Origin of the sequence: Halopenitus sp. H-Gu1 (assembly GCF_041821145.1) — an archaeon.
GTDB lineage: Archaea > Halobacteriota > Halobacteria > Halobacteriales > Haloferacaceae > Halopenitus.
The window spans coordinates 1-24916 of record NZ_JBGUBC010000009.1; the positions used below are offsets into that span (position 1 = coordinate 1).

Annotated in this window: 22 protein-coding genes and 1 pseudogene; 11 read left to right on the forward strand and 12 right to left on the reverse strand. The window is 59.9% G+C overall.

Annotation, left to right across the window (positions count from 1 at the left end; translation table 11 throughout):
• Positions 1–824 precede the first annotated feature (824 nt).
• Entirely contained in the window at positions 825–1481 is a 657-nt protein-coding gene (locus tag ACERIT_RS08320; protein ID WP_373674385.1) for a hypothetical protein, read from the forward strand.
• A gap of 171 nt (positions 1482–1652) precedes the next feature.
• On the opposite strand, the gene ACERIT_RS08325 is transcribed toward ACERIT_RS08320, so the two are convergent.
• From ACERIT_RS08325 to ACERIT_RS08350, 6 genes are all read right to left on the reverse strand, one after another.
• Positions 1653–2189: a hypothetical protein gene (locus tag ACERIT_RS08325; RefSeq protein ID WP_373674386.1), complete on the reverse strand. Its 537-nt coding sequence runs from the start codon at positions 2187–2189 to the stop codon at positions 1653–1655.
• A gap of 342 nt (positions 2190–2531) precedes the next feature.
• Entirely contained in the window at positions 2532–3086 is a 555-nt protein-coding gene (locus ACERIT_RS08330; protein WP_373674387.1) for a hypothetical protein, read from the reverse strand.
• A gap of 191 nt (positions 3087–3277) precedes the next feature.
• A complete protein-coding gene (locus ACERIT_RS08335; protein ID WP_373674388.1) occupies positions 3278–5068 on the reverse strand; it encodes a hypothetical protein in 1791 nt (596 codons plus the stop codon).
• Between the two features lie 495 nt (positions 5069–5563).
• The gene (locus tag ACERIT_RS08340; protein WP_373674389.1) at positions 5564–6514 is read right to left on the reverse strand and encodes a helix-turn-helix domain-containing protein; all 951 of its coding nucleotides are present in this window, start codon (positions 6512–6514) and stop codon (positions 5564–5566) included.
• A 293-nt stretch (positions 6515–6807) separates the two neighbouring features.
• Positions 6808–8190, reverse strand: a complete 1383-nt coding sequence (locus tag ACERIT_RS08345; protein ID WP_373674390.1) for an ATP-binding protein — start codon at positions 8188–8190, stop codon at positions 6808–6810.
• A 281-nt stretch (positions 8191–8471) separates the two neighbouring features.
• Positions 8472–8687 (reverse strand): hypothetical protein, encoded by a 216-nt coding sequence (locus tag ACERIT_RS08350; protein WP_373674391.1) that lies wholly within the window; start codon positions 8685–8687, stop codon positions 8472–8474.
• Between the two features lie 340 nt (positions 8688–9027).
• On the opposite strand from ACERIT_RS08350, the gene ACERIT_RS08355 reads away from it, so the two are divergent.
• Positions 9028–9390, forward strand: coding sequence for a DUF6141 family protein (locus ACERIT_RS08355; RefSeq protein WP_373674392.1), 363 nt, complete (start codon positions 9028–9030; stop codon positions 9388–9390).
• A gap of 319 nt (positions 9391–9709) precedes the next feature.
• Here the strand turns inward: ACERIT_RS08355 and ACERIT_RS08360 are convergent.
• Positions 9710–10510 (reverse strand): annotated as a pseudogene (locus ACERIT_RS08360) (ATP-dependent DNA helicase); the annotation flags it as partial.
• Between the two features lie 98 nt (positions 10511–10608).
• A complete protein-coding gene (locus tag ACERIT_RS08365) occupies positions 10609–10992 on the reverse strand; it encodes a DUF5658 family protein (protein WP_373674393.1) in 384 nt (127 codons plus the stop codon).
• A 176-nt stretch (positions 10993–11168) separates the two neighbouring features.
• Between ACERIT_RS08365 and trxA the strand changes: the two genes are divergently transcribed.
• From trxA to moaC, 3 genes are all read left to right on the forward strand, one after another.
• On the forward strand, positions 11169–11630 hold the full coding sequence (trxA, locus tag ACERIT_RS08370; RefSeq protein ID WP_373674394.1) for a thioredoxin: 462 nt from the start codon (positions 11169–11171) through the stop codon (positions 11628–11630).
• 62 nt (positions 11631–11692) lie between these two features.
• Entirely contained in the window at positions 11693–13186 is a 1494-nt protein-coding gene (locus tag ACERIT_RS08375; protein WP_373674395.1) for an NAD(P)H-hydrate dehydratase, read from the forward strand.
• Positions 13179–13718: a cyclic pyranopterin monophosphate synthase MoaC gene (moaC, locus tag ACERIT_RS08380; protein ID WP_373674396.1), complete on the forward strand. Its 540-nt coding sequence runs from the start codon at positions 13179–13181 to the stop codon at positions 13716–13718. Before ACERIT_RS08375 ends, moaC begins: the two co-directional genes overlap by 8 nt.
• Positions 13719–13745: 27 nt before the next feature.
• Here the strand turns inward: moaC and fdhF are convergent, their stop codons facing one another.
• Positions 13746–15884 carry a formate dehydrogenase subunit alpha gene (gene fdhF, locus ACERIT_RS08385; protein WP_373674397.1) on the reverse strand — a complete coding sequence of 713 codons (2139 nt, stop codon included), beginning with the start codon at positions 15882–15884 and terminating at the stop codon, positions 13746–13748.
• Positions 15885–16132: 248 nt separating this feature from the next.
• On the opposite strand from fdhF, the gene ACERIT_RS08390 reads away from it, so the two are divergent.
• The 4 genes from ACERIT_RS08390 to hflX all read left to right on the forward strand — a co-directional run bounded on the left by ACERIT_RS08390 (position 16133) and on the right by hflX (position 19612).
• Positions 16133–16714: a hypothetical protein gene (locus tag ACERIT_RS08390; protein WP_373674398.1), complete on the forward strand. Its 582-nt coding sequence runs from the start codon at positions 16133–16135 to the stop codon at positions 16712–16714.
• Positions 16715–16802: 88 nt separating this feature from the next.
• Positions 16803–17666, forward strand: a complete 864-nt coding sequence (locus tag ACERIT_RS08395) for an SMP-30/gluconolactonase/LRE family protein (protein WP_373674399.1) — start codon at positions 16803–16805, stop codon at positions 17664–17666.
• A 228-nt stretch (positions 17667–17894) separates the two neighbouring features.
• Positions 17895–18272 carry a DUF2209 family protein gene (locus ACERIT_RS08400; RefSeq protein ID WP_373674505.1) on the forward strand — a complete coding sequence of 126 codons (378 nt, stop codon included), beginning with the start codon at positions 17895–17897 and terminating at the stop codon, positions 18270–18272.
• Entirely contained in the window at positions 18269–19612 is a 1344-nt protein-coding gene (gene hflX / locus ACERIT_RS08405) for a GTPase HflX (protein ID WP_373674400.1), read from the forward strand. The genes ACERIT_RS08400 and hflX overlap by 4 nt, the downstream gene beginning before the upstream one ends.
• Before the next feature lie 142 nt (positions 19613–19754).
• Here the strand turns inward: hflX and ACERIT_RS08410 are convergent, their stop codons facing one another.
• From ACERIT_RS08410 to ACERIT_RS08420, 3 genes are all read right to left on the reverse strand, one after another.
• Positions 19755–20201, reverse strand: coding sequence for an RNA-binding protein (locus ACERIT_RS08410; RefSeq protein ID WP_373674401.1), 447 nt, complete (start codon positions 20199–20201; stop codon positions 19755–19757).
• 136 nt (positions 20202–20337) lie between these two features.
• Entirely contained in the window at positions 20338–20586 is a 249-nt protein-coding gene (locus ACERIT_RS08415; RefSeq protein ID WP_373674402.1) for a DUF1918 domain-containing protein, read from the reverse strand.
• 135 nt (positions 20587–20721) lie between these two features.
• Positions 20722–21792 (reverse strand): phytoene/squalene synthase family protein, encoded by a 1071-nt coding sequence (locus ACERIT_RS08420; protein WP_373674403.1) that lies wholly within the window; start codon positions 21790–21792, stop codon positions 20722–20724.
• A gap of 134 nt (positions 21793–21926) precedes the next feature.
• Between ACERIT_RS08420 and ACERIT_RS08425 the strand changes: the two genes are divergently transcribed.
• Both ACERIT_RS08425 and ACERIT_RS08430 read left to right on the forward strand, forming a co-directional pair.
• On the forward strand, positions 21927–23072 hold the full coding sequence (locus ACERIT_RS08425) for an acyl-CoA dehydrogenase family protein (RefSeq protein WP_373674404.1): 1146 nt from the start codon (positions 21927–21929) through the stop codon (positions 23070–23072).
• 56 nt (positions 23073–23128) lie between these two features.
• A complete protein-coding gene (locus ACERIT_RS08430) occupies positions 23129–24805 on the forward strand; it encodes an aldehyde ferredoxin oxidoreductase family protein (protein WP_373674405.1) in 1677 nt (558 codons plus the stop codon).
• The last annotated feature ends 111 nt before the right edge of the window (positions 24806–24916 follow it).

The following is a 24916-nucleotide window of genomic DNA, read 5'->3' on the forward strand; positions in this document are numbered from 1 at the left end:
CTTTAATTCAAATCTCGTGCCTCCGCAGTTCGGACACTTGTCTACGTTCCGGCGAGCGGGGCGGCCGCAGTCCATACACGTGTTCGGCATGCGCGAATAACTGCATTCCTGTTATAAAGACGTATTGCACGACCAACACTGTGAATTCTGCCTTTCATTCGATTCTCCGCATTCTTCGCACGTTACGAGCGCGGCGTCCGTCGTGAACAGTTCTTCGCTACCGCAACCCGGGCATTCACCCGATAGTGGGTTTCGTGGACGCCCACACCCGGCACAAACAATACCCAGATCACCACGACTATGCCGGTGGATTATGGTTGTATCGTGATCCCAATATGCATTACTCGATTTTCACCCCATTTCCGCACTAGCACCTTGTTTCCGCACTGTGAACGGCCGATTCAGAGGCTTTATCGATCACTTAGTTAGAATCACTGGTCGAATGCACAGAGTAACCCTGTTTCCGCACTGTGCCGCGGCATTTCGTTGCCTCACACCTCGTTTCCGCACTGGGATGTGGGCCTTCGTAGCAACTACCAGTGCAGTTGAAGTCGTGCAGTTGTCGAAGTCCCTGAGTGTAGCTTCAACTGTAAACTTGGGGGTACAGCATTTTGCGACGAAATGTCGAACTTAACTCACATTTCTAAACCGTGATAGATACATAGCGCTTAGTCAGCATCGGTGAGTTCGAGTAAAATCTCATTGTCACACATAGAAAGAAGCTTAGACGTGGAATTCTCCCCACTCGACGATTATATCCGATTCAAAGTTAAAACTCAAAATGAGTAAAAAGGCATAAATAGTTTAGAAACTATCTAGTGAGTATGGCGCGTGAAATAAGATTCGAACTTGCCGACGAACAGTTCGAAAAAATGAAAGAGGTTAAAGAAGACCAAGGGCGAACCTGGGCTGGCCTGTTCGTAGCAGGCGTGAGAATGTTAGAAGAATCCGATGCTATTTCTAGCGGGGAAAGACTTGATGGGCTGAAACACGAGTGGGTGCACGACCAACGAGTCTTCCCCCGTCCCGGTAACGATCGACTCGGGTCGTTCAAAGGCGGTTGGACGAAAGCAGAAAACGGAGAGGAGTTCGGACCGAGGGCGCTTAACGGCCTGTCATGGCACAATCTCGGCTGGCGATTAGGAATGATTTTCGAAGATACTCCCACTGACTTAAAAAAAGAACTCTATCAGTGGTGTGTCGAACAGCAGAGGGTGACGAAGAACGAGGACTTCGACTCCATCAATCAGAAGATCAACAGGTTAGAGAAGGGAATCGATATTAGAATTATCACTGATTCTGGGGACGAAATAATGAACCAGTTCGGTACGGTGGTCAGCACGAACCCGCCCCAGTTCAAAAGCAAAGGTACTGTTTACACTATTCAAATGAATGAGGAAGAGCAGGAAGCTACCATTGATTCTGAGGCGGTTGACCGCCCCATCCTTATGGTACATCTTCCGAGCCACAAAGCAGAGTGAGAATTATCAGCGGTATCCCTACCGCAAGGAGTTTGCTGAATATACGCTCTCCATCTTGCACACATCTTCTGACAGCGGTTGAATAGACCGAAGCGGATCGTACAAGATGGAACGCGCGAATCGGTCAGAGGTAGTCTGCTGAAAACAGGAGTCTGAAATGAGTAAGCACATTCAACAGACGTAGCTCAGCAACTGATATCCAAAACCGGACATAAAAATAAAGAATCCTGGTGCTCGTACATTATCTCTGAGGTCTTCAATCCACATCTGCATTGTAACCCAACTAGCCACAGTATGTCGTGGAGGTTTGTTGCTGTCCTCCTCAAACCCTGCAGAAATGTTGGGGTTCCCAAATACCTTGTAATCGACATTAAGAAAATTACAGGTGCGGTCGTAATCCAGTCTGCCATTTTGTCGGTTTATTAATTCTACAACAGATGCAAAACCCGCATCTGTTGGAGTCAATTGTCGCTTGTCCTGCAAGGTTTTCCAAGCGTGCCGGAAATCTTTGGAAAGTGCGTATTGGTTGAGCCTCGGCACGTCGGGGAGGGCAATTATTGCAGCACCGATGACGTTCAGAACAAGTCCTGAGAGCGCTAAAGTGGAGCCGATATCGGATGCAGATGGATGGAATAGAGCGAGCCAAATAATGGGAACTGGAGTGAGTGCTACCGTCATCCATTTTGACCATCGGGGGATCTCTCGCATATCATCTGATTTCGGGGAATGTAGTTTAATCGTGGTGACTGACCATCTGGTTCACTTCTTTCAGTGTGAAGAAAATGAAGTTGCTATTGCTGAACTCATCCTCTGTATCTCGCACACCGTTTCTATCAGATGATGGTACTATTCGCCTGTTGATGAAGTAATGAACTCACAAAACAAGGGTTGGAGAACCACTGAACTGTTGTGTCGGAGAACAAGTCGAGTTCAGATGCACAGGTTGAACACGGGGTATGATCCTTAACGCCGTCGAGTTCGTTCTCTATCTCATCCATATAGTGCTCCCAGTCGGACGGGATCTCGAATTCACTGCTTGGGAGTGTCCTGTTATCGAAGAGGGTCTGTGCAGAATGATATGTAGAGCGTGAGTGTTCCCGTGTCGATCGGGGTGGCTTCCAAGACGAGGTAGTCGTGTTTGATTGAGAGGGTTGCTGGTTTCTCAGGTGGAAGATACGGGTGGAGATGTTTGAGCCGAGGGATTTGCATCGTGAACGTCGCTTCACGTCCGGAAGTGGTGTGTATACGAGAATCGGGGAGTTCGTACCGGACTTCGTCGTCGCTGCCTTTGCCTGCGGCACTAAACACTACGTAGTTCCTTGGTGGATCGACGTTGAGTTGGATTTCGTCGCCGACGAAGTCCGCGGCTGTGATGCTGCGGGTGAGAGCGCGCTGAGGGACGGTCGTCGTCGCGCGGGATTCAGATTCAGGTGAAGAGTCGTCAGTGAAGAGGAGTGGGTGGGCGGCGGTGAACGGTAGGAATCTGACCGTGAGGTTGCCAGCTCGCACGACGACCGTAGAGTCGGGGGTTTCGCTCGGCAATTCGATGGTTACGTGCGTAGTTTCGCACACTCGTAGGACCGCGCTGAGCGTGTCGGTGTTCACCCATAGGCTGGCAGTACTCGAACTATCGGACGTGGATTGGTGTGATCGCGGTAGTTCGTAGTCGATGTACACGCTTCGGTCGTTCGCTAGCGCTCTGATCCGGAGAGTATCGCGCGTGACCTCAAGGTGAGCGTCTCCTTCGTCTCGGATGTGACGGGCCGTCTGAACGAGTCGATTGAGATTCTCCGTGGCTATCGTGACTGCCATTGATCTTGGAGATATGTTAACGCGGGCGGTTGTGTGGGACCGCTGAACGCGAGGTTTCGAACGACGGTCAACAACTCCAGCTGGCTCACGTCGAGTTCAATGCCTGTCGGTGGAGCCGGAACCGTGTTCACAATCTTGTAGAGGTTGTAGAAGAGCACGGAGAGATTGTAGTAGAAGAGAGTCCGCCGTTCGTCGTCAGATTGGCTTCCGACCGCGAACGCGTTCTTAGTTAGTCGGAACATCGTTTCGATTTTCCCACGGTGATTGTAGACGAAATTCAGGTACGTGATCAACTTGTCTCGATCTTCCTTATCGGTTGGGAGTTTCATATCGCTGTAGAATGCCCGGATCGGGTCGAGCGTCTCGCCGTCCGTACTCCCGGAGTACCCGAAGAGTTGCGTTGGCGGGTTAAGATCTTCGTATCCGGCTGATCGTAATACGGCTGTTCCGCCCGGCTCAAGTTCTTCCCGGAGGCGTGAGAACTCTGCTTGATTGTCGGACTTCCACTCGTCGTTCTGCGCACAGATTAGCCAGTTCCCCTCTTCGAGGATCGCCCGGCAGGCCCCCATGTCAGCGACGCCATCGAACCCCCGATCCAGCATAACGAGTTGCGGATCAATTTTGTCGGTGAGTTTCCGTAGGAGGTTCTTCAGGACGCTCGCGCGCTGGGATTCCGATTTGAGTAGTCGGAGTCCGAGGGAGAACTCTAGTTCGGTGTCGGTACAGGCGAGGGAGGCAAACCGCCAGCGCCCGTCTGCCGTGCGGAATCGCTTCCCGAATGAGCTCGTGTCAAGCCCTTGCAGATCGGTGAGATCGTAGGAGATGACCGGATCATCCGGGATGCAGCCTGCGTCGCTCACGTATTTAAGCAGCGCGTACGTGATGTCATCGAATATTTCGTTGATCTCCCACCGGGGCAGTGAGCCTGTGAGATCATATACGCGGGAGCCGCTCAGCGCTGATTCGACATCGTAGAGGTGCTGAGCGCTCTTTTCGTACGATCCGATCCCACCGTCTGTGAGCGCCGAGTGCGCGACTACGCCGAGCAGAGTCTTTCGGGCCCGTGACTTGTTCGCCTCACGACCCAACTCCATATTATTTACAATGATCTCTAAGAGATCGTTCACGAGCGCGCAGAGTGCGAACTGGCGTGTATCGAACGAGTAGTCGTCTGCACTGGACCCCAGTTCGAATTCGAGTTCGTAGCGTGATTGAACCGAGTCTGGGGGTGAAATGCCCCATCCGAACACGACGTGCACAGCAATGTCGGCCGCGTGGACGATTGCATCGTACTCTCCGGCGTCTTTCAATGCGCGTTTCGTTTTCTGGTACGTTGATCGCCCGCAGGCATCGCCGAGCCCAAGGCCCGCTCGCTCTCGACGAGAATAGGCAGTTACGTACTCGTGAACTGCCTGGTTAGTCGGCAAACCGTGGATCACTTGGAGCAACAGCGCACGGTATTTCTCCAGTTCCTGCTCCGTCGGATTGAGCCCGGCGAGTGTGACTGCATTCTCCGCGACGTCGCACACCACGGCATCGAAAAAGTAGTCCGGATCGACACCGTCCAGCGCATTAGATTCGGTGATTCGGTCGCGGTTCGCTTTTGCGAGAGCGATGAGTAGTGGCTTCTTCAGTTCGGTGGCGATACTGTCTTCCGGAGGCCGACTCAGAACACTGTCCTCTGTGACCTTGTCGTTGAACCCCTCGAACGTCTGCTCGCTATCGTGCGGGACTCTCTCAGTCTCTCGAACGAACGCATCTTGATGTCTTGCCATTCTGTACAATTATTAATAGATGCCCCCGCTACGGATAAAACCTCACCAGCAAGTCTTTGACCTTCTCGCGTAATATAAAATATTTTATATTTTGAATCGTTTCCTGACAGAGATGCAGCTATTCAGAATTACGGTTGAAAGCGCTCAATGGGGCTGATTTGAGTGTTTTGACAGACGGCCAAATAAGCAGGTTTTGTAGAGCCCATGAGAACGGTATTAACGCGTCCCTCAATCCACTGTGTAGTAGAAATACGGATAATCAGAATTCACAGTCGTGTTGTCTCGATTGCTCCAGTCGCCGCTTATCCACGGTTGTCCGTACTCGACCGCGCGCTCGACAAAACGTGACAACGGCTCGACCCCGTTTCGCACCTATCGCAGTGGATTGTTCAGCGAATGAACAGCTCCGCCCAACACGTACACGTCGACGAGTTCCGAGAACTGTCCGTCGAACGCTGACAAGAGCTCCTCGATGGAGGCGCTGAGGGCTGCCGTTCAGGTGACCTCGTACTGGGCTTTGAGTTTCGCGTACTCTCGTGCGTTCGGTACGCGGATTCTTCCGTTATCGGCGTCGTCAACGTCCCCGTTGAGGAACGCGTACATCCGCGAAACCGTCCGCTCGATCCCGTACCACGTCGCGGTCTCGGTGAGGTTGTCTCGATCGATTTCCTCCTGTTCGATGAGCAGTAACGCGTAACTTACTCGCCGTGAATCTGCTTCGAGAACGAGCGTGTGGCAGACGATGTCCGCGGGGGTGAGCGGATCGTCCGGCGCGTACCAGAATGCCGGCTCGCCCGCGAGGAAAAACAGTAGGTCGTACTCCAGAAATCTCGCCAGCCCCGTCAGTTCCCAGTCTTCCGCGCTCTGGAGCGCGTCCGTATCCTTGGGGTCGTGGACTCTGACGAGGGCGCGCTTCGGGTCACACCACCCCACGGTCGCACTCGGCGCGAGAGCGCGAACTCGGATCCGGTGTTCGTGTACGATGATCGCGCGAGCGAATTCGAGTAGCGGGCGTAAGTCGTCACTGAGCGCGTATTCCGTCTTCGACCGGATTAACATCGCTCGGTTCTTCAGCGGGGAGAGGGCTTTGTGAACGGCCTGCCGCGTGATCCCGAGCCGGTCGGCGATCGTCGTGACGCGACGCGGGTCGTCGAGGAACCAACAGACGCGTATCGTTGCAGGCGAAAGGAGTTCCGGCCATTCGACGTGCCCGAGGTTCGAGTTGAGGTGGCGATACGCTTCGACGACCGGATCGCCCGTGGCGCGCACGACGCGCAGGTTGTGATGGCCGCGGGTCTCGTCGACCAGACCGGCTCCAATCATGTCGTCGACGACGCGGTAGACCTGCTTCCTGCTGGCCCCCGTTTCCGCCGCGAGGTCCCGCACGGTCGCTTCCCGACCGGTGGAGAGCGCGTCGAGGACGGCGAGACCAGTCTTCGAGAGCATCTTTGTAAACAAAATTGTTCAAACATATAAATAGGCTACTATGGTTCAGTTTACAAAATGACATAGCAGTTCGATCGTTCTCTCAACAGTTGCGTGAACCGATCCGTCACGTGTTCGCTCAGTCCAGGTACTCGGAGCTCCGGCAGTGTTCCTTGAGTCGGCACGCCCCGCACTGTGGAGCGCGGACGGTACAGACGTCGGCCGCGAAGTCGAGCATCGCGTGCTGAAAATCGGTCCAGTGTTGAGAGGGGACGAGCGCGTCGGCGAGATGCCTGATCGTTCCGATTTCGTATTTATGAGTCGCTATCGAGAGTGATCAGATCGGACAGTTCGAAGAGCCGGACGTCATCGCGCGTGTCAGCGGTCCGTTCCAGATCCTCGGTGTACCCGGAGCGGCTGAACAAGACGTACAGCGTCTCCCCGTCTGCGGGTTCTTCTGACCACCGTACTTCCGTTGTCGTTCGTTCGAGGTCAGCGAGGACACCTTCGCTCACGGGTTGGGAGGTGAACTTGCACTCGCCGGCGACGAGTCCGTCGTCAGTGAGGCCGAGGACATCCACTTCGTGTTCCTTGAACCACCACTGCCCGACGTCGCGGAACTGGCGGTCTACAAGGTCCCAGAGGGCTCGCTGGCAGAGGCGTTCGAACAACGGACTCACGTAATCCGCCAGCTCGGGTACGACGAGTTCGTCGTACGCGTCGTCGTCGAGCATCCGAAGTTGGTCCTGGTTCCCGTACACGAACCGGAACCAGAATCGGAAGAGCGGGGCCGAGATACGATACCGGCCGCGTTTTGAGGCTGTCCGCGATTCAGTCACGGGGATGTGGCGTTCGACGAGACGGAGCCGACGGAGCTTTTGTAGATAGGTGCTGAGCGATCCGGACTCCACGCCAGCCATGCCCGCGATCTCGTTCGGGGTGCGACGCCCGTGAGCGAGCGTGCGAAGGATACTGAAATACGTGTTCGGCTGTCGGAGTTCGGTTCGGAGTAGGAACTCGGGTTCGGAGTACAGGAGCCCGCGCTCCGACAGGATCGCCTGCTGGACGTTCACTCCTAACGGCTGGTCGGGATCAATGGTCTGGAGGTAGTACGGTGTACCGCCGTAGATCGACCACGCAGTGATGGCGTTCTCAGGGTCGTACTCCGGGAAGAACTGACGCGCGTCGGCCACTTCGAGGGGTTTGAGATCGATCGTTGCCGTTCGCCGACCGTACAGCGGTGCGCTTCCGGAGAGGACCTTGTCCTCCATCACGCTGATCGAGGAGCCGACGAGCACGAGCGTCATCCCTGTCTCCTGTAGTTCTATGTCCCAGACGCGTTGTATCCGGGACGGTAGCGACTCGTCCTCCTCGATGAGAAACGGGAACTCATCGATGACAACGATGGCATCTTCCTCACCAAGTGCTTCGAGTAGAGCCTCCCAGTCACGGCGAACGTTTCGAAGCGACGGGAATTGTGCGGTGGCGGTATCGACGAACTGTTCGAGCTGATTCGGTGCGGTCGATTCGACTGCTTGGTAGTAGATGGCGTCGTCCCGGTCATTGATGGACTGCCGGACGAGTTCGCTTTTCCCGAGACGACGGCGTCCGTAGATTACGATAAAATCCGCCGTCTCGGACTCGTAGCAGTCCGTGAGTTGATCGAGTTCGACATCTCGATCGACGAAGCGCTCCATACGGCCGGTAGTATCCCCGAGCAAATAGAAATTACGATTTCGGAAATCAGGATTTCCGAATATATGATTTCGTCTATTAGGATCTCACCATTCGCTTAGAAGATAATACCCAACTGCTGGTGCGCCGATCACAATAGCAGGAATCACGAAATCGCTAATTCCCTCTATTGCTCCGATGACCTGGGAGAATGGGCCTGAGGAGGGGAGAAACGGCCACAAGACTGCGAGAATCAGAACCACAGTAAGTGCGTAGAGAACAGACATCCCGATAGTTTCAGGATTCACCGTTCAGTCCCCCAAAGAATCAGGAGCGCAGTGACAGCGATACCGGTTCCACCAACCGCTAATACGAGCGCGTCGGCTGCATCAATCATCAGGTCTTCCTCGATACCGGCTAGTGAACCAGTTATCGTGACAGTTTGATTGAACTCTGAGAACAGGTAAATGCCGAGCATAGCGATTAGCGCCACTATGACGGAAGCAATGACCGCATCCACCGGGCCTCCCTGCCCACGGTCCGCCCACATTTCATCAAGACGTAGGATACAGAGTCTTTTGGCTCTATTGAAATATAATCATTCAGATATATTCTCACAGTTGGTCGCTGAAGACTGCATATTGTCCACTGAGAGTCATACCATCTCAAAGGAGTGTTCCGATTACCGTGCGAGATACAACGCGCGTATCTCGCACTTATATTTTGATGTCCGGAGAACCTATTGCTGAGTAGCGCCGATTTTGAATAACTCATTCATGGGAAGAAATCCACTGTTTCGTGAAGTACAGCGATTTCGCCAGCCGTGGATTTGGGTACTTCTCGGGGGTCTCAGCCTTCTCATGATCGTGTTAGGGCCCATTTCGTGGGGAGGACTCGTCGTTGTTGGCGCTGTCGCTACACTCCTCTACAGTCTTCGTCTCCAGACCGAAGTGAGAGACGACGGCATCTATCTCAAAATGTGGCCGCTTCACCGATCGTTCCGTCGAATCTCGTGGTCAGAGATCGAACGATACGAATCCAAAGAGTATAGCCCCCTTCGTCAATTCGGTGGCTGGGGAATTCGCTGGACTCCAGGGAAGATTGCATACAACGTTAGTGGCGACCAAGGGATTTGGATCGAACGGACAAATGGGCGTACAGTGCTCGTTGGATCACAACACCCCGAAGAGTTCGCCAGAGCCATTGACGAGTCAGTACAGTAGCTTCCTCGCGGGTTTCGCCTTGACCACCTACAAGGATGAGGTGGTTAAACTTCGTTCATAACGAGGACAGCTTCCGTATTGACCACAACCGGGTCAGAACGCCTCACCTATTGAGGATTTCAACAGAGCCAGTCTTTTGAGTTTTCCTGCGTCGCGTGCTTGATGTCGGCATTATGTAGGAGTCGCGCTTCAGCAGGCACGTACCGGGAATCCTATCCAATATGAGATAAGTGAGTTTGTTTGACCCATAGAACGAGAGCCGACAACTCCACACTTGGCGAATCACTCAGGAGGCTCGTACTAGGAGATCCGAGTCACGGTGGTAGTAGTTGCCGATGACGACCTCGACCGCGGGGACCAGTGCACCCATCACCGAATGGGGACACGATCCCGCGCCGGCGGCAAGCTGGACCAGTTCCTCGGCGTCGATGTGACCCCGATCGGCCGGATCAAAGGGAACCGCCTCCACGGGGTCGCCGTCCTCCGGGAGATCGTCGAGAAACCCCGCGTAGAACGGACAGAATTCGGTGCCATCGTACTCCTCGGTATCCGGACGATACGGCGTCGGCTCGCCGTCGACTTCGAGGAAGTCCGCTCCCGGGGCGTCGGTGGTCGCCCCCGAATCAGCCAGTCCGACCTGTTGGCTACGGGCGTTGGAGGCCAACGCGCTGGCCGTCGTCGCTCCGCCGTCACCGACGAGGTTTCGAGTTCGTTCTCGCAGCCCCTCACAGCGGTCGTAGACGTTCTCGCGGTCGATCCCGGCACGGTTCTCGCGGGCGTACGGACAGACGTCCGCTTTGCCCACGAGCGTCAGCCCCGAGACGCGACGATGGTCGTCGGGGAGATTCTCGTTTATCGTCTCCAGATCGTCCTCGAACTGCCGGAGTTGCTGTTTGACGCTCGTAAGAACGAATACGCGCTCGAATGGGGAGTCCGGATCGCGGACACGGTCGATCCCGGCAGTCAACGCGAGCATGGTCTTTCCCGTCCCGCAGGCGCCCTCCAGAGCGAGAAATCCCCCGTCCCGTGCCGCGTCGATCGCGGCATCGATCCCCTCCGCTTGTTCGGGATAGGGAGTCTCGTGGCCGAAGAGATCCGACCAGGATGCGTGGGTGCTCACTGAGAGGGGCTTGTTCGGTTCGCCGTTTAAACGTTCGCCGACGACCTCGTCTTCACACGATCTGCCTCAACGTGGATCGATCGCGCCGACGTCCATCATCAAAGTAGACTTCGTCCGTGTACGATCACGGCGAGGTTGTTCGCAAACACGAACAGGCCGGCCGCAAGGAGGAGTCCGAGAAAGACCTCGATCGCTCGCTTGAACCCCCCTCGATACGTCTCCGGCGTCTCACGCACCAGTTCCGCGAGCCCATAAAAGAAAATGACGACCAATCCGGTCGCAAGCAGGTGTATCGCGACGATAACGACGATCGATCGCGACAGCAACCACGCCATCATCGGGTTCGACTCGTGTTCGATCCCGACGACGGCGACGGCATACATCGAAGTGAGCAAGTCGACCGTGATCAACAAAAAAAGCGCCGCGCTCGTCCACTCCCAGTACTCCCGTAGCCATGGCGTGGTCTGACGCGGTCGCTCCATAGTCACCTTCGAGAGGCAACCAACGAAAGGGTTGTGTGCATCCGGGGAAGGATCGATGCCGATCGATCCGGACTCCGGACCGTAGTGTCAGTCACTCTCCCCGAACACGAGACGGTCGTGTGCGATCACTGCATATCCAACGAACGGCTTACTACCCTCCAAAACGTACGGCAGGTATGAGCGATTCATCAGTTGACGGTTCGAACGCGGAGGACGATCTCGAGGCGATCCGCCAGCGGAAACTCGAGGAGCTACGCCGAAAGGCCGAATCGGGCGATATCGGAGCTGATTCCGGGAGTGCGGAAGGCGAATCGACGACCCCCGACGAACCGATCCACTTCGAGGGTGGATCGATCTCGGAGGTCGTCGAGTCCCACGAGACCGTACTCGTCGATTTCTATGCGGACTGGTGTGGTCCCTGCAAGATGCTTGAGCCGACGCTCGAGACGATCGCGGCGACGACCGACGTGGCGGTACTCAAGGTGGATGCGGACGTGTATGGCGGCCTCGCCGGACAGTATGGAGTCCAGGGGCTTCCGACGCTGCTCCTGTTCCGCGATGGCGAAGCGGTCGAACGGCTCGTCGGCGCACAGACCGAACATCAACTCCGGTCCGTGATCGAGCGCCATCAGGAATAACGCGACGTCGACATGGATCGACACCGCACGTTTAATTCGGATGCCGCCAAATCGAATGGTGGATGATCACCGCACAGCGAATGATGGCGGTCGACGCCAACGCCGCAGCGCTCGGAGTCCCACGCAAGCAGTTGATGGAGTCCGCGGGCAACGCGATCGCCCGCGAGATCCGATCGATCGCCGATCCCGGAACGAGCGTGACGCTCGTGTGTGGCCGCGGGAACAACGGCGGTGACGCCTTCGCTGCCGCCCGTTTTCTATCCGACTACGACGTTCGCGTGCGGTTGCTTGGACGCCCCGAGACGATATCGACCGGGATCGCCCGTGCGAACTGGGAGGCGCTTTCGGCCGCCGAGATCGACGCGGAACCGGTTACGGACCCGACTGCCGACCCCGACAGCCTCGAACTCGAAGACGCGGACGTGATCGTGGACGCACTGCTGGGAACCGGCGTCACCGGTCCTCTCCGAGAGCCCGAACGCACCGTCACGCGCCGGATCAACGAGGCGGGGGCAAACGGGTCCGGGACGGACACGCGACCCACGACGATCATCGCCGTCGACGTGCCCTCCGGCGTCGATGCTGACACCGGCGAGGTTGCCGCCGGTCCGAACGGCGATCGGGTCGCCGTCGAGGCCGATCGCGTCGTCACGTTCCACGACGCCAAACCGGGACTGATGAGTCTGGGAGTGCCCGTGACGGTCGCGGACATCGGGATCCCCGAGGCGGCAGCGCTATTCACGGGGCCCGGTGATCTGCTCGTGCTTGGACGTGACCCCACGAGTCACAAGGGCGATCACGGCGAGGTGCTGGTGATCGGCGGTGGTCCCTATACGGGTGCACCGACGCTTGCAGCACGGGCTGCGCTGCGGGCCGGCGCCGACCTCGTCCGTGTCGCCTGTCCCGAATCGGTCGCCCGCGAGGTACAGGGGTTCTCCGAGAACCTGATCGTTCACGGGTTCGCAGGGGAGACGCTTTCGCCCTCCCACCTCGATCCGATCTCGGAACTTGCCGAACAACAGGACGTGGTCGTCTTCGGCCCGGGGCTCGGCGACGAGGACGCGACCCTCGAGTTCGTCGAGCGTTTTCTCGGGACCTACGCCGGCCGCGCCGTCGTCGACGCGGACGCGCTACAGGTCGTTCCCGAGATCGAGACGGATGCGACGCTCGTATGTACTCCACATCAGGGAGAACTTCGAGCGATGGGCGGCCCGAGCGCCGACGACTGGCGCGAGCGTAGCGATCTCGCCAAATCGTTCGCCGCCGATATCGGGCACACTGTCCTCGTGAAAGGCGCCTACGACGTGATCACCGACGGCGAGGAACTGCGAGTCAATCGAACCGGAAATCCCGGAATGACCGTCGGCGGAACCGGCGACGTTCTCGCGGGCGTGGTCGGGGCGCTCGCATGTACCCAGCCCCCGACTCAGGCCGCGGCGATCGCCGCCTATGCGAACGGACGAGCCGGCGATCTGGTCGTCGACGAGCGTGGCTACGGGCTGGTGGCGACGGACTTAATCGATCGGCTCCCGCAGGCTCTTCGTACCGATGAATGAGGAGACGCCCAACTCCGAGGGAACCGATCCGGTCGAATCGACCGCGGCGGACGCCGCCGACGAGTTGACCCACACGACGGACGACGGTGACGTCCAGATGGTCGACGTCGGCGAGAAACCCGATAGTTCACGTCGCGCGGTCGCTCGCGGGGCGATCCATCTGACATCGTCGACTATCGAGGCGATCGAGGCGGACACGATCGGGAAAGGCGACGTGCTCGCGACCGCCCGGATCGGCGCGGTCCAGGCAGTCAAACACACCTGGGAGACGATCCCGATGTGCCATCAGATCCCGATCACGAACGTCGAAACGGACTTCGAGGTGGCGGCGGATCGGGTCGTTCTCACCGTCGCCGTCGAGACGACCGGCAAGACCGGCTGCGAGATGGAGGCGCTTGAGGGCGTGACGACCGGACTCAACGTCGTCTGGGACATGGTGAAGGCGGCCGAAAAGGACGAGAATGGCCAGTATCCCGCGACGCGGATCACCGACGTCGAGGTCCTCGAAAAGGAAAAACGGACGATCGAGTGAGGAAGCGGTCCCGGATCCGGATCGCGATCAGTCGTCGGCTGGCTCGGCGTCGGTCGTGTCGTCTTCGTCCCCCGAACCGGATCCGACGGAGACTTCGATCTCCGCGGCGGCCGCTTTGTACTCGGGGATCTTCGCGCGCTCGTCGAGTACGTCGTTCGTGAGGACGTTCCCGGAGGCTGCCGCGAAGTGCGGCGTCGTCCAGATGACGCCCTCCTTTATGTCCTCGGTCACCTGCGCTTTCACCTCGATCTCGCCGCGCCGGGAGGTGATCGTCACGTAATCTCCGTCCTCGATACCGTATCGCTCGGCGTCGTTCGGGTGAACGTCGACGAAGTTCTCGGGACGTTGGTCGTTGAGCCGTGGCGAGCGTCTACTCATCGTGCCCGTGTTGTAATGTTCCTCCAGCCGCGCGGTGGTGAGAACGAGCGGGTATTCCTCGTCGGGCGTCTCCTTGGGTGGCTGATGGCGCACGCCTTCGATCCGTCCGAGACCGCTCTCGGTGTCGAAGGAGTCCGCATAGAGGTACGGATCGCCCTCATCACCCTCCTCGTAACAGGGCCAATGGAGTCCCTCCTCGCCGAGGGCGTCGTAGGTCATCCCGTGGTAGATCGGACAGACCTGGCGAAGTTCCTCGAAGACCTCCTCAGGGCCGTCGAACGCGAAGTCCCCGTCCTCACCGAAGAGACGAGTACCGACCTCCGAGACGATCTCAAGGTCGTGTTTCGTGTCCTCGTGGATCGTTCCGACCCCGCGCATTCGCTGGACGCGCCGATCGGTGTTGGTGACGGTTCCGCCGCGTTCGGCCCACGTCGTTGCCGGCAGGATCACGTCAGCGTACTCCGCGGTCTCGGTCATGAAGATGTCCTGTACCACCATGAACTCGAGTTTCTGGAGACGCTCGGCGACGCGGTTTGCGTCGGGTTCGGACATCACGGGATTTTCGCCCATGACGTATAGCCCTGCGATCGACGTGCCCGCCTCGTGGGAGATCTCGACGTTGGTGAGTCCCGGTTCGGCGGGGACCTCGAAGCCCCAGACGTCCTCGACTTGCTCTCGAGCCTCGTCGTCGTCGACGAGCTGGTAGCCGGGCAGGACGTTCGGCATCGCGCCGACGTCGGAGGTCCCCTGAACGTTGTTCTGCCCGCGAAGCGGGTTGACTCCCGTTCCGGGACGGCCGAGGTTACCGGTGATGAGCGCGAGGTTGATCTCGTTTTGGACGTTGTCGACGCCGCAGGTGTGCTGGCTCATCCCCATCCCGGTGAAGATGGCGGCGTTGTCCGCCGTCGCGTACTTCTTTGCGGCCAGTTCGATGTCCTCGATCGGGACACCACACTCCGCTGCTGCCGCCTCCGCATCGAAATCCGCGAGCGTCTCCTGCAGCTGATCGAACCCCTCGGTGCGCTCCTCGATGAACTGCTCGTCGATCCAGCCGTTGTCGAGGATCGTCTTGATCACGACGTTGAGCAGGGGAATGTCGGTCCCGGGCTCCAGCTGGAGGTGCATATGGCGATCGGTCTCGTCGATCTCGAACGAACGTGTCGTCTTGTTGGCGTGGGGATCCACCTGGATGACGGTCGCACCCTCCAGGACTGCCTGCCGGAAGTATTGGCTGTTGGCAATCGGATGCTGTTCGCCGGGGTTTGCTCCTTGGATCCAGAAGACATCGGCGGCCGCCTCGAGGTCGGCCATGCTGTTCGTCATCGCGCCGGCGCCCAGACTCGTCCGCAGCGCGTAGACCGTCGAAGCGTGACACATCCGCGTACAGTTGTCGACGTTGTTGGTGCCGTACCGGCGCGCGAGCTTCTGGAGGAGGTAGTTTTCCTCGTTCATCGTCTTCGAGGAGCCGTAAAATCCCATCGCGTCGGGACCGTGCTCCTCGCGGATCCGGGAGAGTTCTCCGACCACGCGATCGAATGCCTCCTCCCAACTCGCCTCGCGGAACTCGCCGTCCTCCTTGAGAAGCGGTTTCGTCAACCGATCCTCGTGGTTTACCACCTGAGTCGCCGCGCCACCCTTAATGCAGATCCGTCCCTCGTTAACCGGGGCGTCCCCCCACGGACGAAACTGCACGTCGTCGCCCCCCTCCTCGCGATCGATCGCGATCCCGCATCCGACGCCGCAGTACGGACAGATGGTCTTGGTCGGCTCCGAGTCCTCACTGGACATCCGAGAATCCCTCCGGGAACGAGTGCATATGGCTGAGTCATATCGCTCTCGGTGTATGAGTGTGTTGGTGGTACACACCCACGAGTCGTCCCCGCTCCAAAACGTTCCGCCGGCGGTTCCTCGACCCGACGGATCCGCCGCCTCGATCCGCGGTGGTGCATCGCGTCCGCCCGACACGAAATCCGGTGTCCGTCCGGATGGAATCGATCGGAACCGTTCTGGATCGAGAGGATAAACGCCCGATTGGGATGGACCTCACGGCAGAAACGATCGACGCCCTCGCCAGCACGTACCGCGATCGAGAGCCGTTTTACCCCGTCGAACGCGAACAGCAGGAGACGCTTCCGGACGTTCTCCGATCCGGCGAGTTCGGGAGACGGGACGTCGAGTGGGTCGTCCGGTGGTACTTCCGACGACACCTCGGCGACCAGTCGCACGCCGAGCGGCGAGCGATCGAGGAGCGGTTCGCGAACAACCCCTTTGGGGACGTCCTCGATGCGATCACGGCCGCCGCCGCGGACGCACACGACGACGATCCGGAGACGGCACTCCGACGGCTCACCAGTCTCGACGGCGTGGACGTGCCGATCGCCTCCGCGTTCCTCGCGTTCATCGATCCCGACGCGTACGTCGTCTGCGGCGAACGCGAGTGGGAAGCTCTCCACGAGATCGATCGCCTCGAACGTCGATATCCCGATCCGCCGACGATCGACGAGTACGGAGACTATCTATCCGCGTGTCTGTCGATCGTCGAGGAAACCGGCCACGAACCGTGGACGGTCCATCGCGCACTCTGGCGGCTCTCGGCGGACGATCGCGGTGGGCAGTAGTATGTCGGTAGACGGGGAGACGCCGGATGAAGTGCCGTGACCCGAACGGTCCACATGTATTATACCGCCTCCAGTGATACGTGAACGCATGACAACGGACGCGACGGTGGTAGTCGATCGACGCTTCGAGACTGGGGAAGGACCGCTCTGGCACGAGGAGGACCAACGACTCTACTGGACGGACATCCCCGCCGGGAACCTTCATCGGTACGACCCCACCACCGGTGACGTCGAGCAGTTCTACGAGGGAGAATCGGTCGGCGGGTTCACGATCCAGTCGGACGGCGACCTGGCGCTCTTCATGACCGAGGGTCACGTAGCCCTCCATCGCGATGGGGAGTTGGAGACCGTCATCGACGGCATCGCCGGCGAGGATGGAATGCGGTTCAACGACGTCATCGCCGACCCGCACGGACGCGTCTTCGCGGGGACGATGGACGTCGACGATTTCTCCGTTGGCCGGCTCTACCGGCTCGACACCGACGGAACGATAACCGAGATACTCGAGTCCATCGAACTCCCGAACGGAATGGGGTTCACGCCGGATCAAAGCGAGCTATACGTGACGGAGTCGAACGCGAACACCATTCACCTGTACGACTACGACGAGGCCACGGGAGAGATCTCCGACCCCCGAACCTTTGCCGAGTTGCCCGACGAGAAGGGGATGTACGACGGCCTCACGGTCGACGCCGAGGGACGAGTCTGGTCGGCGCTTTGGGGTGGCAACGCGATCGTTCGCCACGATGCCGACGGAGAGATCGCGGAACGGTTCGAGATCCCGGCCGAGTATGTAACGTGTCCGACCTTCGGGGGGGAGTCGCTCACCGATCTCTACGTCACGAGTGCGGCCTCCGATGCCGATCCGGACGAGCCACACGCCGGCGCGGTGTTCCACCTCGAACCGGGCGTCGAAGGAACTCCGGAATTCACCTCGAATATCTCGCCGTGAGTCGCCATCGCGAGCCACGTGCGCGGACCGAACGGATCAACCGCGCTCAGATCGATCGTGCCCGGATCGACCGCTCCTGGATCGACCGCTCCTGGATCGACCGCTCCTGGATCGACTGCGCCTCCCGGGTCCCGAGGCGCGACGGTTCAAGCACCATGCCGCGGAACGGCCCCGCATACACGAGCGGCCGGATCGCGGTCGGGACCGCTCAACGGAGGTGATGTGCCCATCCCCGAGATCATCGGCGTCGACATCAGCGGCCGTCACGAGGAGGATGGCGAGTACCTGATGGTCGCGGCGGCAGTCCACGCTCGGGTCGGTGCGACCCGGATCGCCTCGATCGAAGGGATGGGGCTCTCGAGCGTCCGGGAGGGACCCACCCTCGAGGCGACTCTTGATCTCGTCGCGCAAGCGATCGGCACGCTGCCCGATCCCCCGACCGGGACGATCGTCTCCGAGCGTGGGGAGTTCTACGAGGAGCCCGAACGGATCGTGGCGTTGCACTTCCAGCAGGAGTTTAAATACGTTGAGACCATAGGTGAACGTGAAACAGTGCAGGCAGCACACCACGCCGCATACGCGGCTCGGAAACTACTTCGACGATGAGCGGCCAGCGCGCAAGCGGAGCGGACGGCACCACGACGAACGCCGATCGACGCGCGGTCATCGCTAAGCGCGTCGACGCTGGAACCGCCGACCTCACGGAGATCGAACAGCTCTCTTCAGCCGCCGGCTACGCGATCGTCGGCCAACTCACGCAGACGCGAAAGGAGGACGCCGCCTACCTCTTCGGTGAAGGGAAGATCGATGAGTTGGCTGATCTCGTCGCGCGGACGGACGCGACCCACGTCGTCGTCGACAACGACATGGGACCGTATCAGACGTTCAACGTCGGACAGAAACTCCCGGAAGGCGTCGAGATCGTTGACCGATTCACGCTGATCTTGGAGATCTTCGCCGAGCGAGCACAAACCCGAAAGGCACAACTGCAGGTCGAGTTGGCGGAGCTTCGCTATGAACTTCCGAGGGCCGAGACCAAAGCGAGCCTCGCGAAACGCGACGAGCGTCCCGGATTCATGGGCCTCGGCGAGTACGACGAGAGCGTCGAGCGAGACATCAAACGGCGGATCTCCGATATTCGAGACGAGCTGTCGTCGATCGCAAAAAAGGAACGGGCCCGCCGCGAGGAACGTCGCGCCTCCGGGTTCGATCTCCTCGCGCTGGCCGGCTACACGAACGCCGGCAAATCGACCCTAATGCGCCGGCTTGCCACCGAACTCGACGTCGACGAGAACGCCGACCGTCACCCCGATCTCGGCACGACGGCGGAATCCCAGGACAAACTCTTTACCACCCTTGGGACCACGACTCGCCGGGCCGAACTCGACAGACGGGACGTTCTGTTGACCGACACCGTCGGCTTCATCTCGGATCTCCCGCATTGGCTCGTCGAGTCCTTCGAGTCGACGCTCGATTCGGTCTACCGAGCTGATCTGGTGCTTCTCGTCGTCGATGCGAGCGAGCCCGTCCGCGAGATGCGCGAAAAGCTCGTGACCTGTCACGACACCCTCCACGAACGCAACCAGGCGCCGATCCTCACCGTGTTCAACAAGGTCGACCGCCTCGAAGAGGGCGAACTCGCCGAAAAGCAGTCGGCGTTGTCGACGCTGGCACCGAACCCGATCGCCGTCTCCGCGACGGACGGAACCGGTATCGAGGCGCTTCGCGAGCGCGTCGAGTCGGAACTCCCCGACTGGGAGCGCGAGCGACTCGTGTTGCCCATGACCGATGAGACGATGAGCGTAGTCTCGTGGGTCCATGATCACGGCTACGTCGAGACGGAGTCGTACGCTGGCGATCAAGTCACGCTCGAATTCGAGGCGAAACCCGCGATCATCTCGCGAGCGCGCTCGAAGGCTGCCGAGTTGGCTCCCCTCGACGCGTGACATCCTCTCCGCCCTGACGGGCGAGGATTCCCGAGCGTTTGGGTATAAGCACCGTTCGAGCGCGTCCTCAAGCGCCGACGGAATGACCTGGGAGCAACGGGAGAGACGACGAGCGGCTTCCCCGTCCGTGAACGTGGTCCGGTCACTCCGAGTCCGTGGACTCGGCGTGTCGGGAGAGCAGTTCCCGTGCGTTCTCCATTGCAGCCTCCTTGTTCGCCGGATAGGCCTCGACCTTCGCACGGAGGGTGATCCCGGGACCGAGCCGGACGTCGCCGCGGAATGCCGCCTGTTTGTCGAGCCGACAGAAGAACGAACAGTTGTCGTCGACACGTTCGTCGAGTTCATCGATGACCCGATCGAGGTCCGCCAACTCGCCGAGCCGATCGAGGATATATCGCATTCCGTCGGCGGTCTCGACGCGCGCCGAGAGGACGACGATCCGATCGCCGTGATGGCCGACGCTCTCCGCACGTTCGATCGTTGCGTCCTCCGGAAGGAACGTTCTGAGCGCCTGAGTGACGCGTTTTTCGTCCTCGGTCGCGTAGCTGAACGTTCGGAGATCGATATAGTGGAGCGGGACCCTAGCCATGCGGATTCGTGTTCTCGTGATCGCGGTGTCGTCTCGGTTGGTCGGCCGTGCGGTTCTTTACGTCGGTTGGTCCGGCCGTGGCGTCGGTCGCGACGGTCGGACAGTCACTCAAGCCGGGCGGCGATGGGTCGCCGAATTATTCCTCGGCGACGTCAGCGTCGGCGTCGGCGGCATCGGCGTCCGCCGCTTCGTCTTCAGCCTCGTCCTCATCGGCAGCCTCCAGTGCGTCGGCGGCGATGCCGGTCTCCTGACCGTCCTCGAAGCTGACGGTGTAGGTAGCCTCGCCGAACATCGTCTCCATCTTCTGGGTGATCGTTCCGACCTCGCCGTCGTGTTCGCTGTGTTTGTCGTGGAACACGACGCGGTCGTCTTTCTCGAAGCTCATACCCACCGGTATCAACGGCGCGGTTAAAAGGACGTGGATCCGGGCTGAGAACGCCGATGGAGCGTCCCCGCTGTCGGTCAAACGGCGGATCCTCGTCGGCTCCCAACGGACCCCGAGCCGTCCACGGGTTCCGACTTATTGCTCTGGCGTGCTCGAGGCGCGGTGGAACGGCTTTCGAGCGATCGTCTCGCGGAGTTCCGCGAGCGAGCCGCGTCCCGTCTCGCTTGCGGCCGACATCACGGCGAAGACCTCCTGTCTGGAGATCTTGACTCCCGTCTCGGTGAGTGCGTCCTCGGGCCGCGACCGCAACTCCCGTAGCGTTCCGACTGCGAGCAGGTACGGGACGCTCCAGGCAGCCATCGTATTGCCGTGTTCGAGCGGCATCGTCTCGAGGTACGCCTGAGCGTCGTCAAGGAATGAGTGTGCGTGTTCGGCCGTCCGATCGACCACTCGAGCAGAGGACTCGCGGTTTTCGGGAGCAACGATCGCGTCCTGGTCGACGCCCTCGTCGTCGAGCCACTCCGCGGGGATGTAGACGTTGTTCTCCGCGATGTAGTCGTCGTAGACGTCCTTCGAGACGTTCACGAGCTGCAACAGGAGTCCGAACTCCTCGGCGGTGTCGTAGAGGCGTCCGACCCGCTCGTCGTCGACGTCGGCGCGGGTCAACAGGTTCGTGATCAGGGTGCCGACCGTTCCGGCCGCATAATAACAGTACTGTTCGAGTTCCGCACGGTCGTCGATCCGCAAGCCGCCGGCGTCGGCGTGCCGTTCGACGAACATCGCCATCCCGTCGACCATCTCGCGAACGGGAGGGACGATCGCCCGCCGGACGTCCTCGGGAAAGGCCTCGAAGGTCGCGAGGATCGTCGGCGATCGGGCGACGACCTCCCAGTCCGCGTTGCGTTCGGACTCGGACGGGATCCACTCGTCGACCGCCGACCGAAACTCCTCGATGTCCGTCGGGTCCTCGGGGTCGAGGACTGCATCGTAAGTGGAAAGCAGCTCGGTCTGTACCTCCGGCGGCACGTGTCCGGCGTCCTCGACGGTGTCAGCCACCCGACAGAGAAGATAGCCGAGACAGATATGACTCGACATCGGCTCGTCGAGAACCTCGACGGTCAACGCGAAGGTGCGAGAGACGCCCTGGACCGCCTCGTAGCACCACTCGAGGTCGGCCTCGCCGATAGATGGATCACGTCCGCTCATTCAACTGTCCCCCACTATGAAACGGAGGATAAAAAGTCTCGTGGGGCGAACCGCCGCGGATCCACGGATACTCGCCGGGTTCGTTTCAACGCCCTGTTAAAAACGGCTAAGTCCCGGGTCGCCGAACCAGGGACATGGATCTCGCGTTCTCGGACGAGCAACGACGGATACGGAAGGCCGTCGCGGAATTCGTCGACGAGGAGGTCATCCCACGAGCAGCCGCGATCGACGAGACTGACGAATTTCCCGCCGATCTCGTCGATCGAATGGGTGAGTTGGGATTTCTCGGCATGCCGTTTCCCGAGGAGTACGGCGGTGCCGGACTCGATTACCACGCGTACGCGATGGGGCTCGAGGAGATCGCTCGTGGGTCGGGAGGGCTCGCGACGATCGTGGCTGCTCACACGAGTCTCGCGGGGAACGTGCTTTTCGAGTTCGCAAGCGAGTCCACACAGCAGGAATACCTGACGCCATTGAATCGCGGCGAGGAGATCGGAGCCTTCGCGCTCTCGGAGCCGAACGCCGGATCCGACGTCACGGCGATGTCGACGAGCGCCGAACGCGACGGCGACGAGTACGTGATCAACGGGGGCAAGGTGTGGATCTCGAACGGATCGGTCGCCGATACGATCGTGGTCTTCGCGAAGACGGACCCGGATGCGGGACGCGAGGGCATCTCCACGTTTCTAGTCCGAGCAGAGACGGACGATGGCTTCATCGTGGAAGGGACCGAATCGAAACTCGGCGATAAGGGCTGTCCCACGGCCGAACTGCGCTTCGACGACATGCGCGTCCCCGAGGAGCGTCTGATCGGCGAGGAGGGCGAGGGATTCACGCAGGCGCTACAGACGCTCAACGCCGGTCGGATCACGATCGCGGCCAGATCCGTCGGGATCGCCCGCGCGGCGTTTGAGGACGCACTCGAGTATGCGGGCGACCGCGAGCAGTTCGACCGGCCGATCGCGGACTTCCAGGCGATCCAACACGAACTCGCGGAGATGGATACGAAGGTCCAGGCCGCGCGACTATTGATGCACGAGGCTGCAGACCGGAAAATGCGCGGAGAGTCGTACGTCAAGGCGGCCGCTCAGGCAAAGCTGTACGCCTCGGAGATCTCGCGGGAGGTCGCGAACTCGGGGATCCAGATCCACGGCGGATACGGATACACGAAGGAGTTCCCGATGGAGCGCTATTACCGCGACGCCAAGCTCAACGAGATCTACGAGGGAACCTCGGAAATTCTGAAGAACACGATCGCCCGACAACTGCTGTCGGAGTGAACCATTCTCCGAGAAGTTCGGATAGGACTTAGTGGCTCGGGGGGGAACAATAACGTATGCTCCACAACCCCGGTCCGCTGTTGACGATTGACGTCGGCGAACGGGCAGTGAGCGAGACGGACATCGACGCGATCAACGAACGATATATCGGCGGTCGCGGCGTCGCCACGCGCCTTGCGCACGAGCGAATCCCCTTCGATGCCGACCCGTTCGGTCCGGAAAATCGGATCGTGTTCACGACCGGACCGATGCAGTCGTCGACGATGAGCTTCACCGGCCGGATGAACTGTACCGGCCTCTCGCCGCTGACCGACGGCCTGCTTTCGAGCAACGCCGGCGGATTCATGTCCCGGAATTTCGTTGAGACGGGCTACGGTGCCGTGGAGATCGCGGGCGCGAGTGACGAGTTGCTCGCGATCCACGTTCGTGACGATGGTGTGGAGTTCGAGGCGATCCCGGAACTGGCCGGCGCGACCGTGAGCGAGACGGCGAGCCACCTCGAAGAGGAACGCGGGATATCACCCGATCAGACCGCGATCATCGGTCCGGCCGGTGAAAACCGCGTCCGATTCGCCTCGATCATGACGACGGAGGAACGCGCGTTCGGTCGCGGCGGCCTCGGCGCCGTGCTCGGTTCGAAGAACGTCAAAGCGATCACCTTCGACGGCGACTCCGCACCGGAGATCGAGATCCCTGCCACCCAGGCGGAGGTCCATCGTGAGGCGGCCACCGACGACAACATCATGAAACGACAGGGTACCGTCGCTGTGATGGATCTGGCTAACACGATGGAGGGACTTCCCTCCTATTACTTCTCCGAGCGGGAGTTCGAGGGCGTCGAGGGGATAAACGGTGCCGCGGTCGAGGAGAAAAAATACAAGAAGGGCACCTGCTCGCAGTGTGCGTTCGCCTGCAAACTGCCGACCCGCGACGAGGAGCGCGGCGTCGAGACCGAAGGCCCCGAATTCGAGGTCGCGATGGCGTTCGGCTCGAACTCCGGCGTCGACGACATCGTCGACGTGATGGAGTCGAATCGGTTGTGTGATGAGTACGGCCTGGATGCGATCTCGGCTGGCAACACCGTGGCCGCCTACCTCGCGAGCGAGGACGAGTTCGGTAACGCCGAGTTGATCCACGAGACCGTCGAGAAGATCGCCCACCGCGAGGGGATCGGCGACCTGCTCGCGGAGGGAATCGCCCGCTGTCACGAGGAACTCGACGTGGGCGACTGGACGGTGAAGGGAATGGACTTTGCGGCCCACGAGGGTCGCGTCCTGCACGGCCAGGGACTCTCGTATGCGGTCTCGAACCGCGGTGCCGACCACATGTACGCGACGTTCTACTCCGTGGAGTACCCGCTCGTTCCCGAGGAAGACGCCCTCGATCCGGAAGGCACGCTCGGCAAGGCCGACCGACTCGTCAAACGCGAGAACCTGATGGCGTTCAACGACGCGGGCGTCGTCTGTAAGTTCTCGCGCGACTACATGGATCCCGAGCGGTACGAGGCCCTCTTCGAGGCGGACTTCGAGGACCTACTGGCCGTCGGCGGCCGGATCGTCACGCTCGAACGCCATTTCAACAACCAACGCGGGTTCGATCGGGAGGACGACACCCTGCCGTACGACCTGCCGGACCTCGAAGCGGCGATCGACGAGTACTACGACATCCGCGGCTGGGAGGACGGCGTCGTACCCGAGACGGCGCTCCCGACCGATTACGACGCCGAAGCGTAGTTTGGACCGAGTACGGTACCGAGGCGTCGTTCGGTTCCGACCGTTACGACGGTGATCCGCCTCCGATCGTCACCGATCTCTGGTCCCGCCATCCAACAACACTTATCCCGA

Bases quoted from the DNA above. Each gene is read 5' to 3' on its own strand.
- ACERIT_RS08425 (WP_373674404.1), top strand. From the start codon at position 21,927: ATGGATCTCGCGTTCTCGGACGAGCAACGACGGATACGGAAGGCCGTC.
- ACERIT_RS08365 (WP_373674393.1), bottom strand. From the start codon at position 10,992: ATGGAGCGACCGCGTCAGACCACGCCATGGCTACGGGAGTACTGGGAG.
- ACERIT_RS08335 (WP_373674388.1), bottom strand. From the start codon at position 5,068: ATGGCAAGACATCAAGATGCGTTCGTTCGAGAGACTGAGAGAGTCCCG.
- ACERIT_RS08395 (WP_373674399.1), top strand. From the start codon at position 16,803: ATGACAACGGACGCGACGGTGGTAGTCGATCGACGCTTCGAGACTGGG.
- ACERIT_RS08430 (WP_373674405.1), top strand. From the start codon at position 23,129: ATGCTCCACAACCCCGGTCCGCTGTTGACGATTGACGTCGGCGAACGG.
- ACERIT_RS08410 (WP_373674401.1), bottom strand. From the start codon at position 20,201: ATGGCTAGGGTCCCGCTCCACTATATCGATCTCCGAACGTTCAGCTAC.
- moaC (WP_373674396.1), top strand. From the start codon at position 13,179: ATGAATGAGGAGACGCCCAACTCCGAGGGAACCGATCCGGTCGAATCG.
- trxA (WP_373674394.1), top strand. From the start codon at position 11,169: ATGAGCGATTCATCAGTTGACGGTTCGAACGCGGAGGACGATCTCGAG.
- hflX (WP_373674400.1), top strand. From the start codon at position 18,269: ATGAGCGGCCAGCGCGCAAGCGGAGCGGACGGCACCACGACGAACGCC.
- fdhF (WP_373674397.1), bottom strand. From the start codon at position 15,884: ATGTCCAGTGAGGACTCGGAGCCGACCAAGACCATCTGTCCGTACTGC.
- ACERIT_RS08390 (WP_373674398.1), top strand. From the start codon at position 16,133: ATGGACCTCACGGCAGAAACGATCGACGCCCTCGCCAGCACGTACCGC.
- ACERIT_RS08375 (WP_373674395.1), top strand. From the start codon at position 11,693: ATGATCACCGCACAGCGAATGATGGCGGTCGACGCCAACGCCGCAGCG.
- ACERIT_RS08320 (WP_373674385.1), top strand. From the start codon at position 825: ATGGCGCGTGAAATAAGATTCGAACTTGCCGACGAACAGTTCGAAAAA.
- ACERIT_RS08355 (WP_373674392.1), top strand. From the start codon at position 9,028: ATGATCGTGTTAGGGCCCATTTCGTGGGGAGGACTCGTCGTTGTTGGC.
- ACERIT_RS08420 (WP_373674403.1), bottom strand. From the start codon at position 21,792: ATGAGCGGACGTGATCCATCTATCGGCGAGGCCGACCTCGAGTGGTGC.
- ACERIT_RS08340 (WP_373674389.1), bottom strand. From the start codon at position 6,514: ATGCTCTCGAAGACTGGTCTCGCCGTCCTCGACGCGCTCTCCACCGGT.
- ACERIT_RS08345 (WP_373674390.1), bottom strand. From the start codon at position 8,190: ATGGAGCGCTTCGTCGATCGAGATGTCGAACTCGATCAACTCACGGAC.
- ACERIT_RS08415 (WP_373674402.1), bottom strand. From the start codon at position 20,586: ATGAGCTTCGAGAAAGACGACCGCGTCGTGTTCCACGACAAACACAGC.
- ACERIT_RS08325 (WP_373674386.1), bottom strand. From the start codon at position 2,189: ATGCGAGAGATCCCCCGATGGTCAAAATGGATGACGGTAGCACTCACT.